At 54.4% G+C, this 16,366-nt stretch carries 14 protein-coding genes; 4 read left to right on the top strand and 10 right to left on the bottom strand.

Annotation, left to right across the window (positions count from 1 at the left end):
* Window positions 1-27 precede the first annotated feature (27 nt).
* A complete protein-coding gene (locus tag HOJ95_10490) occupies window positions 28-678 on the bottom strand; it encodes a BON domain-containing protein (protein MBT6395124.1) in 651 nt (216 codons plus the stop codon).
* A gap of 215 nt (window positions 679-893) precedes the next feature.
* Between HOJ95_10490 and HOJ95_10485 the strand changes: the two genes are divergently transcribed.
* Both HOJ95_10485 and HOJ95_10480 read left to right on the top strand, forming a co-directional pair.
* Window positions 894-1,037 (top strand): hypothetical protein, encoded by a 144-nt coding sequence (locus tag HOJ95_10485; GenBank protein MBT6395123.1) that lies wholly within the window; start codon window positions 894-896, stop codon window positions 1,035-1,037.
* Complete coding sequence (locus HOJ95_10480; GenBank protein MBT6395122.1) at window positions 1,027-2,445, top strand: amidase; 1,419 nt, start codon at window positions 1,027-1,029, stop codon at window positions 2,443-2,445. The genes HOJ95_10485 and HOJ95_10480 overlap by 11 nt, the downstream gene beginning before the upstream one ends.
* Before the next feature lie 100 nt (window positions 2,446-2,545).
* On the opposite strand, the gene HOJ95_10475 is transcribed toward HOJ95_10480, so the two are convergent.
* Complete coding sequence (locus tag HOJ95_10475; protein ID MBT6395121.1) at window positions 2,546-3,802, bottom strand: serine hydroxymethyltransferase; 1,257 nt, start codon at window positions 3,800-3,802, stop codon at window positions 2,546-2,548.
* Between the two features lie 344 nt (window positions 3,803-4,146).
* Between HOJ95_10475 and HOJ95_10470 the strand changes: the two genes are divergently transcribed.
* Window positions 4,147-4,983, top strand: a complete 837-nt coding sequence (locus tag HOJ95_10470; protein MBT6395120.1) for a hypothetical protein — start codon at window positions 4,147-4,149, stop codon at window positions 4,981-4,983.
* A gap of 46 nt (window positions 4,984-5,029) precedes the next feature.
* A complete protein-coding gene (locus HOJ95_10465; GenBank protein ID MBT6395119.1) occupies window positions 5,030-10,150 on the top strand; it encodes a transporter substrate-binding domain-containing protein in 5,121 nt (1,706 codons plus the stop codon).
* A gap of 146 nt (window positions 10,151-10,296) precedes the next feature.
* Here the strand turns inward: HOJ95_10465 and HOJ95_10460 are convergent, their stop codons facing one another.
* From HOJ95_10460 to HOJ95_10425, 8 genes are all read right to left on the bottom strand, one after another.
* The gene (locus tag HOJ95_10460; protein MBT6395118.1) at window positions 10,297-11,550 is read right to left on the bottom strand and encodes a Tm-1-like ATP-binding domain-containing protein; all 1,254 of its coding nucleotides are present in this window, start codon (window positions 11,548-11,550) and stop codon (window positions 10,297-10,299) included.
* Window positions 11,551-11,562: 12 nt separating this feature from the next.
* Window positions 11,563-12,396 carry a phosphoenolpyruvate hydrolase family protein gene (locus tag HOJ95_10455; protein MBT6395117.1) on the bottom strand — a complete coding sequence of 278 codons (834 nt, stop codon included), beginning with the start codon at window positions 12,394-12,396 and terminating at the stop codon, window positions 11,563-11,565.
* A gap of 64 nt (window positions 12,397-12,460) precedes the next feature.
* Window positions 12,461-13,450, bottom strand: coding sequence for an alpha/beta fold hydrolase (locus tag HOJ95_10450; GenBank protein MBT6395116.1), 990 nt, complete (start codon window positions 13,448-13,450; stop codon window positions 12,461-12,463).
* 48 nt (window positions 13,451-13,498) lie between these two features.
* The gene (locus tag HOJ95_10445) at window positions 13,499-14,107 is read right to left on the bottom strand and encodes a transmembrane anchor protein (protein MBT6395115.1); all 609 of its coding nucleotides are present in this window, start codon (window positions 14,105-14,107) and stop codon (window positions 13,499-13,501) included.
* A 20-nt stretch (window positions 14,108-14,127) separates the two neighbouring features.
* Window positions 14,128-14,853: a HupE/UreJ family protein gene (locus HOJ95_10440; protein ID MBT6395114.1), complete on the bottom strand. Its 726-nt coding sequence runs from the start codon at window positions 14,851-14,853 to the stop codon at window positions 14,128-14,130.
* A 197-nt stretch (window positions 14,854-15,050) separates the two neighbouring features.
* Window positions 15,051-15,320 (bottom strand): hypothetical protein, encoded by a 270-nt coding sequence (locus HOJ95_10435; protein ID MBT6395113.1) that lies wholly within the window; start codon window positions 15,318-15,320, stop codon window positions 15,051-15,053.
* Between the two features lie 60 nt (window positions 15,321-15,380).
* Entirely contained in the window at window positions 15,381-15,716 is a 336-nt protein-coding gene (locus tag HOJ95_10430) for a hypothetical protein (protein MBT6395112.1), read from the bottom strand.
* Between the two features lie 325 nt (window positions 15,717-16,041).
* Complete coding sequence (locus HOJ95_10425) at window positions 16,042-16,356, bottom strand: MoaD/ThiS family protein (protein MBT6395111.1); 315 nt, start codon at window positions 16,354-16,356, stop codon at window positions 16,042-16,044.
* Window positions 16,357-16,366: the final 10 nt, after the last annotated feature.

Here is a 16,366-nt window from a genome sequence, read left to right as displayed (position 1 = left end):
ATTTCGTTTTAGCCGCCGGTGGCAAATTTAAGGTTTAGCGCTTTGTTTCTTCCCGGCGTAATACTTCCCCGCCGGCGCAATTGAAATAAAATCCTTCACTTCATTGACGCCGTTTACTTCCCGGATGAGACGCAACACCCGGCGGCGCTCTATAGCGCTCCGAGAATATCCTATTATATAAATACGATTGCGCACCGACCGCAAATGATAATTAACGGACTTAACGTCATCGTCTGAAAAAAGTCTTACCTTTACATCCATCTCAACAAGATAATCCTTCAACTGCTGGGACGGCGGAAGCACTGTTTCCAGGTTTCCCTTTTCTTTATTGGGAACGATGAGGATCTCGTTGTAAATCCTCCTCGCCTGCCCATCCTCTTTGATTACCCGAACAAGCCTCTCCCAGAGCACAGGATCGTCCATCAATCCGGTCAGCATGACGCGCCCCCGCCAGACATCTACATTGAGGTCAAACAAGAGATCGGGATTAATCTTTTCGATTTTTCTCGTAAACCGCGAGAAAATACCGGCATCATAGATCTGCTCTTCTCCGGTCCGGTCCTGCAATCCCCGGCTGAATACTTCCTTGACGACAAATGCACAGCCCCCCGGAGCGAGGGCCAGCATTCCCGCAAGCACCAGCACACCTGCACGCCTGACAAGCTGACCTTGAGACATTTAGGCCTTCCAGGGGCGGATCAGATTGCACAAGTCCATTGTCCTCTATTTACGCACTGGGAGACAACAAGCGCCCGGCGGATTTGCATCGGCAGGATTCGAAGCGTTAGCATCCTCTTTTAGCCCTGAATGATTCTCTTCCCAAGAAAGGATTTTTCGTGAATTTTTCCGAAGAAGAAATATCACGCCAATGCGAAGCGTTGCTTGGAAACCAGATGGACCCAGCGAAAACATCCGGATTCGCCGCCATGTTAAAAACGCTCGACCAGGCTAACCGCCGCGTTGTAGACGCGCTAGAAGACGCTTCCGAGCCGATGGGCCATAACGCCTTACTCAAGGGGATTCGCCATGGGGGATGACATCACACGCCTCGGGGCGGCTCAGATTGCCGAGCAAATTCGGTCAAAAAAAATATCGGCCACCGAGGCGGCACAAGCCTTTCTCGCGCGCGCCGAAAAAATCGGCCCGGCTCTCAACACCTGGATCACCCTCGACCGCGAGGGCGCGCTTCTAGGGGCGGGCAAGATCGATGAGGCCATCGCTGCCGGAGACAACCTCGGCCCACTGGGGGGCGTTCCGGTCGGCCTAAAGGATCTCATCGATGTCGACGGGCTCAAAACAACCGCAGGAAGCCTGATATACAAAGACAATGTTGCTGTTAGGGACGCACCTATTACCCGAATGATTAGAGACTCTGGCGCAGTTATTCTCGGAAAACTCAATCTGCACGAATTTGCCTTTGGACCCTCTGGCCACAACCCCCACTACGGCGACCAGAAAAATCCCTGGGACCCAGAGCGAGTCACCGGCGGCTCAAGCGGAGGCTCTGGGAACGCCGTACTGACCGCTCAGGCGGCGATCACCATCGGCTCGGACACCGGGGGCTCCATCCGGATACCGACCTCGCTCTGCGGCGCTATCGGGCACAAACCCACATTCGGACTGGTGACGAAGGCGGCGTGTTTCCCGCTTTCATGGTCGCTCGACAGTTTTGGCCCGCTGGCGACATCCGCCGAGGATTGCGCCTTGATGATGGCCGCCATTGCGGGGCCCGACCCGGAGGACCCGAGTTCCCTCCAGGTGGAGGCGCCCGATTTCATGGGTGCGCTGGGCACCTCGCTCAAGGGTGTTCGCATCGGACACGCCCGGAATTACTATGTCGATCAATCCGAGCCCGAAACTGTTGCGGGCGTGGAAGCGGCGGCACGCGCTTTTGAGGAGGCGGGCGCGAGTGTTGTCGAGGTGGAAATTCCCGATCTCGAAAATGCGTACCCCATGGCCACGAACTTCATGATGTCCGAGGCGGCCGCCATACACGAAAAAAATGTGCGCGAGCGAGCAGGCGACTACGACCCGAAGGTTCTTGAGCGCCTGCAAATTGGTTTTTTCATTCCCGCGACTACTTATATTCAGGCGCAGCGCTACCGCTCGCAATGGACAGCACGGGTTTTGAAAGAGGTCTTTGGGAAGGTCGATTTTGTTCTGGCCGCCTCGACACCCATGCCCGCGCCGCTTCGCTCGGCCAGCACAGTCACCATCGGCGGAAAAGATTACGACGCGCGGGCCCACCTGATCTCGCTAACGCGGCACATTAATTTTCTGGGCTTTCCTTCCACCGGATTTCCAACAGGCTTCAGCCAGGGGGGGCTGCCCCTCGGGGCCCAGCTCATCGGCCCCCCGCTCCATGACCACAAAACCATCGGGGCAATTCACCAGCTCGAAAAAACCGGGGGCACCAGCTTCAAGTACGCACCATTTGAGGGATAGGGGCATAAAACAAGAGCAAGCAAAAAACCCCGAGGCTTCGGCCCCGGGGTTTTAATGTGTAAATCACAAATCAGAAAACTACTCGACTTCAAACACCCTTTTACTCGGGTCTTGCGCCACCGGGGCCCATCGGGAATTTTGCGCACAACGATTTAACGTCGTCCCTGATCGAGGCGATGCGCCCCTCGTTATCGGGATCGCCCAGGACATCGGCAATCCAGCCACCGAGTGTCGCCATTTCGGCTTCTTTCATTTTTCGGGAAGTTAGCGCCGGGGTGCCCAGGCGGACACCGCTGGTGAGGGTGGGCTTGCGCGTGTCGAAGGGAATGGCATTTTTGTTGACCGTGATGCCGGCCTCCCCAAGAACGCGCTCAGCTTTTTTGCCGCTGAAGCCAGCCTCGCGCAGATCGAGCAAAATAAGGTGGTTGTCGGTGCCGCCCGATACCATCTGGATATTTCTGGCATGCAGCGCCTCGGCAAGGGCCTTGGCGTTTTTCACGATCTGGGCGCCGTATTCCTTGAAACCATCCGTGGCCGCCTCTTTGAACGCCACCGCCTTGGCAGCAATGATGTGCATGAGTGGGCCGCCCTGCATGCCGGGGAAAACGGCTTTGCTCATCGCCGGGGCATGTTCCTCACCCGAGAGAATCATGCCGCCCCGGGGGCCGCGGAGGGTCTTGTGGGTGGTCGTGGTGACGATGTGTGCGTGTCCCGCCGGGGTGGGGTGCTGGCCGGTGACGATGAGCCCGGCGATGTGGGCGATATCGGCCATGACCACGGCGCCGATTTCATCTGCAATCTGGCGAAAGCGCTGGTAATCGATGGTGCGCGGATAGGCGCTCGCGCCGACAACAATTATTTTGGGCCGGTGCTCTTTGGCCTGCTTTTCCACCTCGTCAAAATCGATGACATGGTTCTCAGGGTCCACCCCGTAGGCAAAAACATTGAACCAGCGGCCAGAGAAAGTTACCGGGTGGCCGTGGGTAAGGTGCCCGCCATGAGAAAGATTCATGCCGAGAATGGTGTCACCCGGCTCAAGCAGGCCGAAATAGACGGCGGCGTTGGCCTGGGCCCCGCTGTGGGGCTGCACCGAGGCGTGGTCCATTCCGAAAAGGGCCTTGGCGCGCTCGATGGCCAGTGTCTCGGCGACGTCCACGAATTGGCAGCCGCCGTAGTAGCGCTTGCCGGGAAGGCCCTCTGCGTATTTGTTGGTCATCACCCCGCCAGCCGCCTCCATAACCGCCGCGCTGACGTAGTTTTCGGACGCGATAAGCTCTAGCTCGTCCCCCTGCCGGACGGTTTCTTTTTCAATTGCACCAAAAATTTCGGGGTCCATCTGTTCAAGAGCAGAAGCCATGAAAAACACCTCCGGCAAGGTATGAGGGCGACCAGTATCTAGAGACCAAATAAGATGAGGCGGGAAGTGAATCCCTGGAATTGGCGACGCTAACAAAGTGCCCTCCCGGCGTCAATTCTCCCCGGGATAAGGTGGCGCAGACACAGTTAATGGACGGTAGAAGGGTATTTTCAGGCCCTGACTTATAACCTGGTCAATGCCGCAGAAGCATTCAAATAATAAAAATTTGCTTGAATTTTTAATGCAAGGCTGGAATAGTGCCACCAATCTGAAAAGATCTCATTAACGCCTAGTCTTATCCGGGGAATTCACGCGAAAATTCCTCTCGGAAGGAGCTAGCCGCCATGAAAAGAACTATTCTGACGATTTTTGCCGTGTTGATGTCTGTCTCGCTATTTCTCGCGGCGGGGGCCCAGGCAGCAAAAGAAAACTTCGATCGATCAAAGCCGCACATTATTGTCGGAGGGCTCAACATCTCCACCGGCCAGGTGGTGAATCAGATAGCTGTGGCGGCGAATCTCTCCAAGGCGGACGCCAAGCGCGCACTCGAGGCCTTCATCAGCAACGTCTCAAAGATGCTCATCGCCGATGGCCGCGTTGTCATCGGGGGCTTTGGCACCTTCTTTGTCTTTAACGACAAAAAAACGCGGGAGGTCCGCTTCAAGTCGGATTCAGAAATAATGGGCGACATCGAGGACTTCTGGCGGGAGACAAACGAGGTCGTCGCGTTCGACATTGACTCCGACGATGACGGGCTAGATCTGACGAGCTCGGACCCAAGAGTCGTTGAGCGAAACTTCAAGGTGATCCGTTCCATGTTGAATGGTCGCGTCAAAGAGTACCTGGGCCACGTAACCCTTCTCTACTCTTGGTTCGACAACGGGGCAGCCGGTGCACATGCCAAGCGCATGAACAAGGCGGAGCTGATCGAGGGGATCGCCTCGAATGCCAATCTTTCCAAGGCGGACGCCAAGCGCGCGCTCGACGGCTTCGTCAACGCCACCTCGGGTGCTCTCAAGAAGGGTGACCGCATCTCGCTCGTAGGCTTTGGCTCCTTCAGCATCTCCAAGCGCGCCGCGCGCACCGGACGCAATCCACAAACGGGCAAGGAGATTCAGATTGCCGCTAAAAATGTCGTGAGGTTCAAGGCCGGGTCCGAGCTTTCCGGCAAGGTGAACTAGACGACCGAGCCGCGATAAAACCGGATAACGCAGGGGAAGCTGTAAAATGAAGGCCTCGAATTCGATTAGACGATCCGCTTCGAAAACCCTGAGCGGATGGTATGTGGTTTGGGTCATCTTTTTATGCCTCGCATGGCTTGGGGGCTCCGGGCAAGTCTTAGCGCAGGAAAAGGACGCTACACCAGCGAAGTCTGGCAAAAAGGGTTTGATCCTAACGAAAGCAGAGCAAAATTGGCTGGCCGGGCATCCGGTGGTGCGGATAGGCGTCGATGCCAGTTACGCGCCTTATAGTTTCCGCGACGACAGCGGCCGCTATCATGGCGTTGTCATGGAATTCATCAAAGCCCTCGAGCAGCGGCTTGGAATCCGCATGGAGGTCGTGCCCAGGTTAACCTGGCCCGAAATACTCCAGGGCGCACGTGAGCGAACGCTGGATATGATCGCCACGGCGGTGAAACGCCCAAAGCGGGAAGCCTATCTAAATTTTACTAAGATTTATCTACCCACCCCTCTCGCCATCATGACCCGCAAGGAAGATTCCCGGATATTGAAGCCAGGGGACTTGGCCGGTAAAACCGTTGCCTTGGTGGAGGGCTACTCATCCTCCAAGCGGGTGATCGAGGAACAACCGGGCGCGCGAATTCTCTCCGTGAAGACGGCCCTTGATGGGCTGAGGGCGGTCAGCACCCGTCAAGCAGACGCATATGTCGGCATCATTGGAATCAACACCTACCTCAGCCAGAAAAATGGAATCCTGAACCTCAAGGTAGCGGCCTTCTATGACTCCGGGACCACCGGCCAGCGGATTGCGGTGCGAAAAGATTGGCCCGAGTTCAAAGGAATTCTCGACAAAGCGCTCGCCAGCATCCCCGAGAACGAGCGTTTGGAACTCATGGGCAAGTGGATATCGCTAACCTCGCTCCCTTCTCAAAAGCGCGTCCAGCTCACCACAGAAGAGCAGGCATGGCTGAGAGACCATAAGACCATACGTGTGGGCATGGACTCCGCCTTCGCACCCGTCGAATTTAAAGACGAGGACGGCAACTCACGGGGGCTCGCGCGCGATTTCCTGGATATTTTATCGAAGCGCCTTGGCGTCGAGTTTCAACCTGCAGGGGGAAAGATTTGGGCCCAGATCGTCGAAAAGGTAAAAAATCGTGAGATTGATATGTTTTCCGCCGTGGTCCGCACCCCGTCACGGGAGAAATACGTCAACTTCACAAAACCATACATGAAGCTGCCAATAATGATATTTGCACGAAACGAACATCCCTACATAGCTGGCTTGGATGAACTGGCAGGAAAGACCATCGCGGTTGTAAAGGGGTTTGCCATCGTAGAGTTTCTCAAACGGGATCACCCTGGCTTTAAACTAATCGAAATCGCGACCGTGGAGGAGGCGCTGCGTGCCTTGGCCACGGGCAAGGTAGACACATATATTGATTTTCTTTTCACCACCTCGTACAAAATTCAAAAACTAGGTTATGCCAACATCAAAGTGGCTGGCGAGACACATTACAACTTTCAGTTGTCCATGGCTCCGAGAAGCGACTGGCCCATTTTGGTGACAATTCTCGACAAGGGGCTGAAATCCATAAGCGAGGAAGAGCGCAATGCCGTATTCCGAAAATGGCGATCATTTTCCTACAACCTCGGCTTTGACTACTCGCTGATCTGGAAAATATTTATTCCGTTAGCCTTTCTTCTCGTGCTGGTCGTCTTCTGGAACCGGCGTTTGCGGCGAGATCTCGACGGGCGGCTCCACGCCGAGCGGGATCTGCGGGAGCGCACCGCACATCTCGAATTTTCCGGCGAAATTTCAAAAGCCATCACCCAAAACATAGAGCCCGACAAACTATTTCGCGCCATCGCCGACCGGATCAAAGAAGAGATTCCCTGCGACCGGTTCATCATTTCGAGAGTGGACGCCGAATCGGGCGCCTCGAAATATTTCTACGAAGACTCAAAAGAAGCTTTCGGCCCTCCCTCCCCGGAAGAGCGGAAGCTCGCCAACTTCGCGGCAGAGATGTTCGAAAAAAAAGCCCCAGTCAGTATCCCGGACCTTCTGGAAACCCAGTGGCGCATTCACCGCATCGCCAGAGCCGGTTACCGCAGCCTCCTCCTCGTCCCCGTTTATCTTGAAGACACCTACATCGCCCACTTCAATTTAGGCAGCAAATTACCGGAGGCCTTTTCGGGCGAGAAGGTGAATCTGCTCAATGCCATTGCCGGACACCTCGGCCCTGCCATTCAAAACAGCGAGTTATACAAAGAGTCTGAGTCTCGAAGGGAAAACCTGGAGGTCGTCGGAAAAATCGCACAGGCCATTAGCGCCTCTTTGGAACCGGAAAAAGTGTTCCGGAGAATTGCCGATGAAGTGGGGAAGTTGATACCCAGCGATCGGTTCTCCATCTCCAGCATTGACGAATCTCTTGTACGGCACAGTTGGTATGAAGTCGATAATTTGAATTTACGGGAATACTCGGCCTCCCAAAATACCCATGTAGCAGAACAAATTCGCGGTGAAGTTTATTTAAAACAAAAATCGATCCTAAATGAAAATACCGAAAATATCCCGGCGCGGTTGATTGAGGCGGGAATTAAAAGCCGCCTGATTTCTCCTGTCATCCAGGACGGAAAAGTGATTGCGCATATCTCGCTTTCCAGGAGACATGAAAATTTCTTTTCCGTGGAGGATCAAGAATTACTTCTGGAAATCGCCCCCCATTTGGGACCGGCGATAACCAATGCACGGCTTTTTGAAGAGGCGCAGAAGAACAGAGATTTTTTTCAAAGCGTCATGGACGACAACGCCGACGCCATGATCGTGACGGATTCAAATCAGAAAATCATTCAGTGGAACGATGCCGCCGAGGCGATGTACGGATATACGAAGCAAGAAATCCTGGGCCAAACCTTTACAGTCATGTTGACCGAAGAGGCGGAAAATGACCGTCGGTTTGGAATGGAGATGCGTAACACTGGCCGCCCCGTTCATTTTGACTCATTTCGCCGCCGGAAAAACGGCTCGAAATTTCCTGTGAATCTCGCATTATCTCCTATCAAAGACAGGAACGGCGAAATTGTGGCGACTTGCAGCATTCACAAAGATCTCACCGAGAGCAGGCGGGCCGAGGCGGAACTGCGCAAGGCCCAGAAGGCCGCGATGGAATCGGCGCGCCTGAAGAGCGAGTTTCTCGCCAACATGAGCCATGAGATCCGAACGCCGATGAACGGCGTTTTGGGAATGACGGGACTCCTTCTCGACACCGACCTCACCGAACAGCAGCGCCGCTACGGAAATACCATTCTCTATTCCAGTGAAAGCCTGCTCACGCTTCTCAATGATATTCTCGACTTCTCGAAGATTGAGGCGGGCCAGCTGATGATAGAGCCCGTGAATTTCGATCTCCTCCAAACCGTTGAAAGTGTGATGGACGTCTTCTCCTCCCGGGCGTATGAGAAAAATATCGAGTTGATTACGCGGTTCCCGCCCGGCATCCCCCACCGTTTTGTCGGCGACCAGGGGCGTGTCCGCCAGATACTCAACAATTTGATCGGAAATGCCGTCAAGTTCACCGAAAAAGGGCACGTACTCCTGGAAATCGAAAAAATCGAGCCGCTCACCGAACATTTCAGTTTGAGGATCTCGGTTCAAGACACCGGCGTCGGAATCGAGGCAAGTAAACTCGATCATATTTTCGATAAGTTCACACAGGCCGACACATCCACCACGCGCGAGTACGGCGGCACCGGCCTGGGTCTCTCCATCAGCAAGCAGCTTTCCGAGATGATGGGCGGTGGCATTGGCGTGAGCAGCCGTCTGGGAGAGGGCTCGAAATTCTGGGTGGACCTCTCGTTTCCCATCGACACCCAGGCACCCGCCGAAGCGGGACAAAGATCCAACCTCTCGGATGTGCGCGTTTTGATCGTGGATGACAACGAAATCGGAAGGCAGGTGATTCACGAACAGATCATGAGCATCAAAATGCGCAACGGAAATTACGCCTCGGGCGAGAGCGCCCTTCGCGCCCTCCGCGAGGCGCAGGAAAGCGGCGATCCATTTCAGATTGCCATCCTGGATCAGCGCATGCCCGGCATGGACGGGCTGACCCTGGCGCGGCATATCAAATCGGACCCGGGCATACGTGAAACCGTGCTCGTTATCCTCAGCTCCGAGGACATTCCTCTCCATGAAATGGCTGATATGGAGGTTGCCGCCTACCTGAAGAAACCCGTTCGCCCGTCGGAACTACACGACACACTGGTAAAGGCCTGGGGTGCGCCCTCCCCGAAGAATGAGACGGATTCGATAACTTCCGGGGGGAAAATTGAAACCCGTTTCGGGCGGGACACCTTGTCCCGGCAAAGAGCACCCTCGATAATTTCAGCCCGGCTCCTGGTGGTGGAAGACAATCAGGTGAATCAAATGGTGGCCAAGGAAATTTTGGAGAAATACGGCTGCCGCGTCGATATCGCCGGCGACGGAAAAGAAGCCCTTGAGCAGATGAAGATTCTCCCCTACGACGCCGTGCTGATGGATTGCTTGATGCCCGTGATGGATGGCTACGAAGCCACCCGTCAAATTCGCCGAAAAGAACAATCCAAAGGGGACCACATCCCGATCATCGCCATGACGGCCAACGCCATGAAAGGTGATCGCGAGAAGTGTCTCGAAGCGGGCATGGACGATTACGTTTCCAAACCTGTGAACCCCGATAAACTGTTAAAGGCGCTCTTGCGATGGGTGGAGAAAAAATCCGTCCCCCCGGCGGACCCCGGCCCCCCTTCCGCGCTATCGGCGCCTTCGGACGAGATACTGGACCTCGAACATTTGAGCGCTATGGCGAAATTGGGAGAGGCGTCGGGCGAGGATATTTTAAAGAAATTGATCGATAAGTTTTTCTCCGACACACCGCAACGTTTATCCTCCCTGAAAGAGGTATTGGCCGGGGGGGACGCCCAGGCCCTTGAGCAACAAGCCCACAGCTTGAAAGGAAGCAGCGCGAACCTCGGGGCCCGGCGCATGGCTGAAGTTTGTGAGCGATTGGAGCAGAGCGCACATGAAAACCGGATCGAGGGGGCCGAGGAGTTGCTGGCTGAGGTGACACAGGAATATCAGCATGCAAAAGAGGCCCTGGCGTCAAAACCATGGATGGAATCCTAGGGCGCTGGCCTATGGATTGCCTCCCCGGATGGGGGCTTCCTCACCCATCCCGGAGGGCTGGCTTTGAGTGAGAAGCGAAAAGCCTGCGCTTTTTACAAACGCCACCTGCAATATGGGGCAATCCTGCCAAACCGCAGGAAAGTTCGTTAAACGGCCGCGATACCCGCCAAACAGAGAAAAACCTCGGCCACTTTTTTTGAAAAAGCCTCATCGTTAATGTGAAGATCCAGCTCCAGAAGCCGTACCCGCTCTTGATCGAGTGTGGACTGCACGCCCTCTAGAAACGCCTTGTCGGCCTCGGGGTCGTGGAATGTCCCCGCCGGATTTCCCGCAAAATCCATCGCCTCGGGCCCATTTTCTTGGTCATAGTGGGAAAACCCCCGAAGAGGAACCAATAGAGCGACCGGCCCGCTGGCGCCGTTTAATTTTTCCGCCATTTTAACGCCAAGCGCCCGCATCTCCTCGCCAGTTGCTCGCATGAGAGTGGTCGTAGCCGTATGCGGCATAAAAATACGATCTCGAAATTTTTCTGGGATCGTCTCCGGCGGCCCGAAGTTCACGCATTCGCACGCACCTGGCACCACGAGGAGTGGAACCCCCCGCGAGCAAGCGGCCTCAAGCCGACCCGGCCCCGCGCCTCGGATGCCGCCGACAATCTCATCAATCATCGTGGTTGTGGTGATATCCAACACACCGTCGATGTGCGCCTCGGCCGTTAGCTCCTCCAGCGCCCTTGCGCCGTTTCCGCCAGCGCTGAATACGACTACTTCATAACCCCGAGACTCTAGAATCTCTTTCATACCAAAAACACAAGGCTGGGTGATGCCGTACATGGAAGCGGCGACCAAGGGCTTATCGGTATCCCCCGCCACTGGCAGGGCCTTCGCCATTCCGCAAACCGCGCCCGCAGCGGCGGCGAATATGGGCCGGGTAATCCGGTTCAGGGTTATGTCCACGACCGAGTGCACCATCGTCACGTCGCGGGTTCCCACATAAAGAGAAACATCTCCCGAGGCAATGGTCGAAACCATGACTTTGGGAAATCCCAATGGAAGACCTCGAAAAATGGCACACGCCATGGCGGCGCCGCTTCCTCCCCCCAAGGCAATGGCGCCATTCAGCTCTCCCGCATCAAGCAGGCCCCGGAGCAATTTCAGCGCACCCTCGACAACAACATCCGCCGCCTCTGCCTTCGGAAGAGCCGCGAGTTCCGTAAAACTTCTCCCCATCATCTCGGCCAGATGGGAAGGCGAGTAATCGGGCGAGTACGCTTTTTCTTCTCGCAGGGTGGCCAGATCCAGCATACGGACTCTCGCCCCTGCTTCGATGAGTTTTTCGCGCACGAATTGAAGCTCAAGCCCTTTGGTGTCATGCGTTCCCAGCAAAGCGATCGTCACCATGGTGAATCCTTTTTATGACTTGATGGATTTAAAATCGCTGATCGCCTTGCGAATCGGGCCCTCCACCGGTAGCCGCTCGGCGCTTGAGCCCCCCAGGAAACCATCCAACACGGGGACATGCTTCCGCAACTCTCTTACGTCATCAGGAAAAGCGATGGGGCCGCCATGGATGGCAACGAAGACATCCTCGTTTAACTTCTTGACGGCCTCTAAAATAGGCGTGCAACTCTCTGCCGCCTCGATGATCTGCTTTTTCTTCTCTTCGGGATCGTCCACAGGTACGGTCCCGCCCATGTGCGCAATCACCATGTGGGCGCCCGCCTCAACCATCTGCTCGGCCTCCTCCGGGGTGGCGGCAAAGGGTTGTGTGAAAAGATCTCTTTCCACGGCCAGGCGGGTAAGCTCCACCTCTTTTTGGTAACCCATGCCCATATCCTCAAGGCTTTCGCGATACCATCCGTCGAGCAAGGCGACGGTAGGACAATTCATCACCCCCGAGAAACCAAGACGGACATACTCATCGAGAAGATAGGGGAGATCGAGAGTCGGATTAGGCGCAAAAACACCAGCGATAACGGGCGCATCCTGCACAATGGGAAGAATTTCGTTTTTCCCCAAATCCTCGGTGATGGCATTCGCGTCACAGATGGGCAGATAGCTCACCCGGCTGAAACCCATCATCCTGTATTTCGCAATGCTGTAGGTGGCAATGATGTCGGCGCCGCCCTTTTCAGAAGATTTTGCGGACAAACCCGAGCCTACGGCAGCAATGATAATCAAACCACCTGCCTTACGAACATCCCTCAACCGAGATACCACCTCTTGCGCTCCGTATTTTACGGCCATGGCACTTCCTCCGATTCTTACTTCATAAAAAGGAGCAAATAAAAATGTCTCAAAGGATTAAGTCCTAGGTTTCCAAAAAATCCTGAATTTGGGCAAGGAATTCTTCACGCCGATGCTCAAATTCCATGAAATGCGTTCCCTCCCCCATGACTACGTAACGCTTCCCATGGCTGGATGTAAGTTTTTGAAACAGGCCCCATGCCTCGGCGGGATTCGCCGCGCCGTCTTGCTCACCAAATATTAACAATACCGGACAACGAATTTTTGAGGCGTCGTATGGAGGCTTATTGCGAACCCGATCATACAAATCAGCCAGCGACCCATTGGGCGTTTGGACGGCTGGCGGTTTCCGCCTCGCCCCATCGGGGTCAGTAGCGAGATATTCTTTCCAGTAAGCACGAACCAGCTTCATGTCCCGCCAACGGTGGTGCGCACTACCGCTAATATGGCCCCACCATCTGGCATGAAGATCTTTTTCCGTCGTCCATATCCACGATCCGTTATTAGGGTTCCACCTTCCGGGCTTTTGGGGATCCTGAAAACGGGCAGCACGCTCAGGATGGTCGTAGGCATAGTAGGGTGCATAGAGAACAAGCCGGTTAACACGCGCCGGATTGGCCGCGGCAAAGGCGGCGGTAGTGGTTGTGCTCCAGGAGCGCCCCAAAAGTTTGACCTGACCGATGCCATTTCGTTTACAGATAAAATTGACGACTGCCTCGATATCGCGCATGGCAGTCTTGCCTCTTACGAGCGGGCGCTTGCCGATAGGGTCTTTAGCCATTCCGGCGGGCCGGGAGGAGCGTCCAAATCCCCTAACCGACATAGTGAATACGTTAAAACCACGAGAGGCAATATGATCCATCCAAGAGTAGCCAGGCACAGACAAATCAAAAGCGACTGGCCCGGGTGCGAGTCGGCCATGGCAAAGCAAAACGGTTGTTTCTTCGGTAAATTTGCGTTTTCCCTTAAGCCGTTTTTCGCGAACTTCGATTTGCACACCAGCATCGAGAGAATCGATCAGGTAGTCTTTTTGTATGATTTCAGATTTTTTCATTTGAGTTCCGCATAGATAGCTCGTCCGATATATGAAATAGAAAAAAAATTAGAAAAGTCGTTTCATCTTGATGTAACCACCCTTCGCCTTTAAGGTGATTTCCAGAAGCTTCTTCGAGGTATTTTTCCAATACCAGCCATGATGTCCGTCAAAGGCAGCCTCAAGAACCCCTTTGCCTTCCAGCGCGCGGCCCTTTTCATACCTGTGGAAAAAGTTTTTCGGGCCTTTATAGGGCTCGCCGTGGGTGTCGTAAAACAGCTCGCCTCCGTTCGTGCTCCAATGATAATCAACCCGGCTTCCTTTAAGCATCTCCAATTTCACTTCCGTATCTTGGCCCGGCATGAGAATTAGCTTTATCTCGCCTGAATTTTCAAGAGGCGGATTCTTTATCATCGCAGGAACCAGTTTGGCTGGCTCTTTCGTCATTGCGGCCTGATTTTTTTCTTTAGATGATTCGTTTGCAAGTCGAAATTTGATTTGGCCCATTTGGGTGAGACCGAAAACACGCCCGATGCCCGTGGGGTCTATCCCATACTCTGCTGGCAGGATTGCGGTGATGAGAATAACGGTAGCAGCCACCAAGGCAATAGCGGTGGAGCGGATAAGTTGCCGGGTAGTTGGCAACTCATCGGCAGAGGGTTTATTTGCACTATACATGGCTCAGAGAATCCTTCAGATCAAAAGAGAAAATATCCAGTAAGTTGATAGCCCATCAGAACAAACCCCCCAGCCATGAGGGCAACGTTCGCACTGTAGGCATGACGCCAGAAGCTTGGGGTGCGCCGCCAAAAACCCATCGCAATCAAAATACCGCCAAGGGCGAGAAGCTGACCAAGCTCCACACCGACGTTAAATGCAACAAGGTTGGCAAACAATCCATCCGGAGACAGCTCGAATTCAATGAGTTTCGTAGCGAGGCCGAACCCGTGGAATAGACCGAAAACTAGCGTTGCGCCCTTTGTATCCGGTTGAAAACCAAACCAACGACGATAGGCCCCCAAATTGTCCAGTGCTTTGTAGACTACAGAAAGGCCGATAATTGCGTCGATCAAGTATGCATTAATGCTGATGTGGAAGAATACACCGGAGAGAAGTGTCACGGTATGGCCGATGGCAAACAAAGAGACATAAAGGCCGACATCTTTCATCCGGTAGAGAAAAAAAATCACCCCCAACAAAAAGAGAAGGTGATCATAGCCAGTAACCATATGCTTGGCACCGAGATAAATAAACGGAAATGGAATTGCCCCGGTGGTTTCCTGGATAAATCCTTTATCGCCCTGGGCCACCCCGTGCGCAGACGCCTCGGACAACCAAAGCAGGATAGCTCCGGCAACGAAGGAAAATAATACGGCGCGCTTTTGGGCCAGCAGGGGCCAGACGCTACGCTGCAGAGAAAACATCAGCTACCCCTTCAAGTATCTTTCCTGGTCCCATAATTACATCATCCTCAATAAGAATTTTGGAACGATATCTAATGTAGCCTGCTGTTAATAATTCGAAGTCCTATCAATTTCTCAACACAAAACTTCCGCGAGTTAGCGTAGAAACTTTTGATTAATCATTCAACCGCATTTACTTCTAATTTTTAGAACTGCCTTTACTCGCCGCCGCCCGCCTGGAAGGCGATGCGCCCGCCGGGAGGCTCCACGACAAGATGAAGCGCCTCGGCAACGCGGCCCGTAAGGTTCCACAACCCGCAAAGGATGGTGAGGGAAACGAGCTGCTCGGTGCTGAAGTGGCGCTCCATGTCTTCAAAGGCGTTGTCGTTATCTTTTGCTGTCATATTTGTCACCTCCTCGGCCCAGCAGATGGCGGCCTTTTCTTTGGCGCTGAAAAGATCGCTATCTTTCCAACCGTCGCCATCCATCAGGTTGACTTGATCCTGGGAGATGCCGTGAGCCCGACCGAGCTCGACGTTGTGCCCGAGTCAGTTGTTGCATTGTGTTAAAAGCGCTGTTTTGATGATGACGAATTGGGCCATGCGTACATATTCGGGGTCGCTCTCGTGGTGATTTACCCGCAGCTTGCCGTCCATTATCTGCCAGCCCTCAACAAAACCGGGCGCCCAGCCGAGGAGGCGCACAAAGCGCGAGACCGTTCCCCATCGTTTTTTGCCGCGCTCGAACAGGGGGGCAAGTTCAGCCTGTAGATGCGCCGGGATGTTGTCTGGATCGATTAAGGGCACCCGGGGCGCCGGGCAGGCCATCATCTCATCGGTTACACCCATTCCTTCGGTAAGACCTGTGTTTTTGTTTATCGACATTTCGATTTCCCCTCTATAAGTGCCTGTCTATGAAATTGACCATCCCTATGTATCTACAACTTAAGATAGCAGGCAATGAATTGCGGCTCCATCTCCGGGCGCACTGCTCAGCCAAACGTATCGCGGCATAGAGCACGCCGCCGAGCGTAAAACTGGAAATACGCCGAGAAAATTTCGCAGGAATATCTGTCAAACTGGAAATGCGTAGTTGAAAAACCCCGGGATGGGGGCCTCGGATCGAGATATTCGCCATTAGGGCGGTGCGCCCCAGGCGGTGCGCCCCAGGCGGTGCGCCAACTATCCTATGTGCGACATGTGGCACTCATTAGCCACCCATGTACTGGCCCATAAGGATGATCCGGTCGCCGCCCTGTATCTCGCTGTCGAGCGTGTGCTTGATGCCCAGCAGGGCGTCGTTCACCGCTATTTCGATGTGCTCGCTCAGGGCGTCCGAGCCGCGGTCCCACAAGGCATCATTGAGCTCCCTGTGCTTGCGGCTATGGCGCTTGAGTACATCCCGGAGCGTATCGCCGGGTTCAATTTCCTCGGTGAACTCGCGGCTCTCGCTCCCATCACCGCCGACAAAGATAGTCGCCCAGGCGAGGAATTCGAGCACGACGCTTTGCTTGTCCGCACTCACGGTTTTCTCC

The organism is Nitrospinaceae bacterium, from assembly GCA_018669005.1.
Lineage (GTDB): Bacteria > UBA8248 > UBA8248 > UBA8248 > UBA8248 > UBA8248.
Note: the sequence above shows the minus strand (reverse complement) of the source record. Positions and strands in the feature narration are given on the sequence as shown.

Excerpts from the sequence above, each read along its gene's own strand:
- HOJ95_10490 (MBT6395124.1), bottom strand. The coding sequence starts at position 678 with ATGTCTCAAGGTCAGCTTGTCAGGCGTGCAGGTGTGCTGGTGCTTGCG.
- HOJ95_10485 (MBT6395123.1), top strand. The coding sequence starts at position 894 with ATGGACCCAGCGAAAACATCCGGATTCGCCGCCATGTTAAAAACGCTC.
- HOJ95_10480 (MBT6395122.1), top strand. The coding sequence starts at position 1,027 with ATGGGGGATGACATCACACGCCTCGGGGCGGCTCAGATTGCCGAGCAA.
- HOJ95_10475 (MBT6395121.1), bottom strand. The coding sequence starts at position 3,802 with ATGGCTTCTGCTCTTGAACAGATGGACCCCGAAATTTTTGGTGCAATT.
- HOJ95_10470 (MBT6395120.1), top strand. The coding sequence starts at position 4,147 with ATGAAAAGAACTATTCTGACGATTTTTGCCGTGTTGATGTCTGTCTCG.
- HOJ95_10465 (MBT6395119.1), top strand. The coding sequence starts at position 5,030 with ATGAAGGCCTCGAATTCGATTAGACGATCCGCTTCGAAAACCCTGAGC.
- HOJ95_10460 (MBT6395118.1), bottom strand. The coding sequence starts at position 11,550 with ATGGTGACGATCGCTTTGCTGGGAACGCATGACACCAAAGGGCTTGAG.
- HOJ95_10455 (MBT6395117.1), bottom strand. The coding sequence starts at position 12,396 with ATGGCCGTAAAATACGGAGCGCAAGAGGTGGTATCTCGGTTGAGGGAT.
- HOJ95_10450 (MBT6395116.1), bottom strand. The coding sequence starts at position 13,450 with ATGAAAAAATCTGAAATCATACAAAAAGACTACCTGATCGATTCTCTC.
- HOJ95_10445 (MBT6395115.1), bottom strand. The coding sequence starts at position 14,107 with ATGTATAGTGCAAATAAACCCTCTGCCGATGAGTTGCCAACTACCCGG.
- HOJ95_10440 (MBT6395114.1), bottom strand. The coding sequence starts at position 14,853 with ATGTTTTCTCTGCAGCGTAGCGTCTGGCCCCTGCTGGCCCAAAAGCGC.
- HOJ95_10435 (MBT6395113.1), bottom strand. The coding sequence starts at position 15,320 with ATGGATGGCGACGGTTGGAAAGATAGCGATCTTTTCAGCGCCAAAGAA.
- HOJ95_10430 (MBT6395112.1), bottom strand. The coding sequence starts at position 15,716 with ATGTCGATAAACAAAAACACAGGTCTTACCGAAGGAATGGGTGTAACC.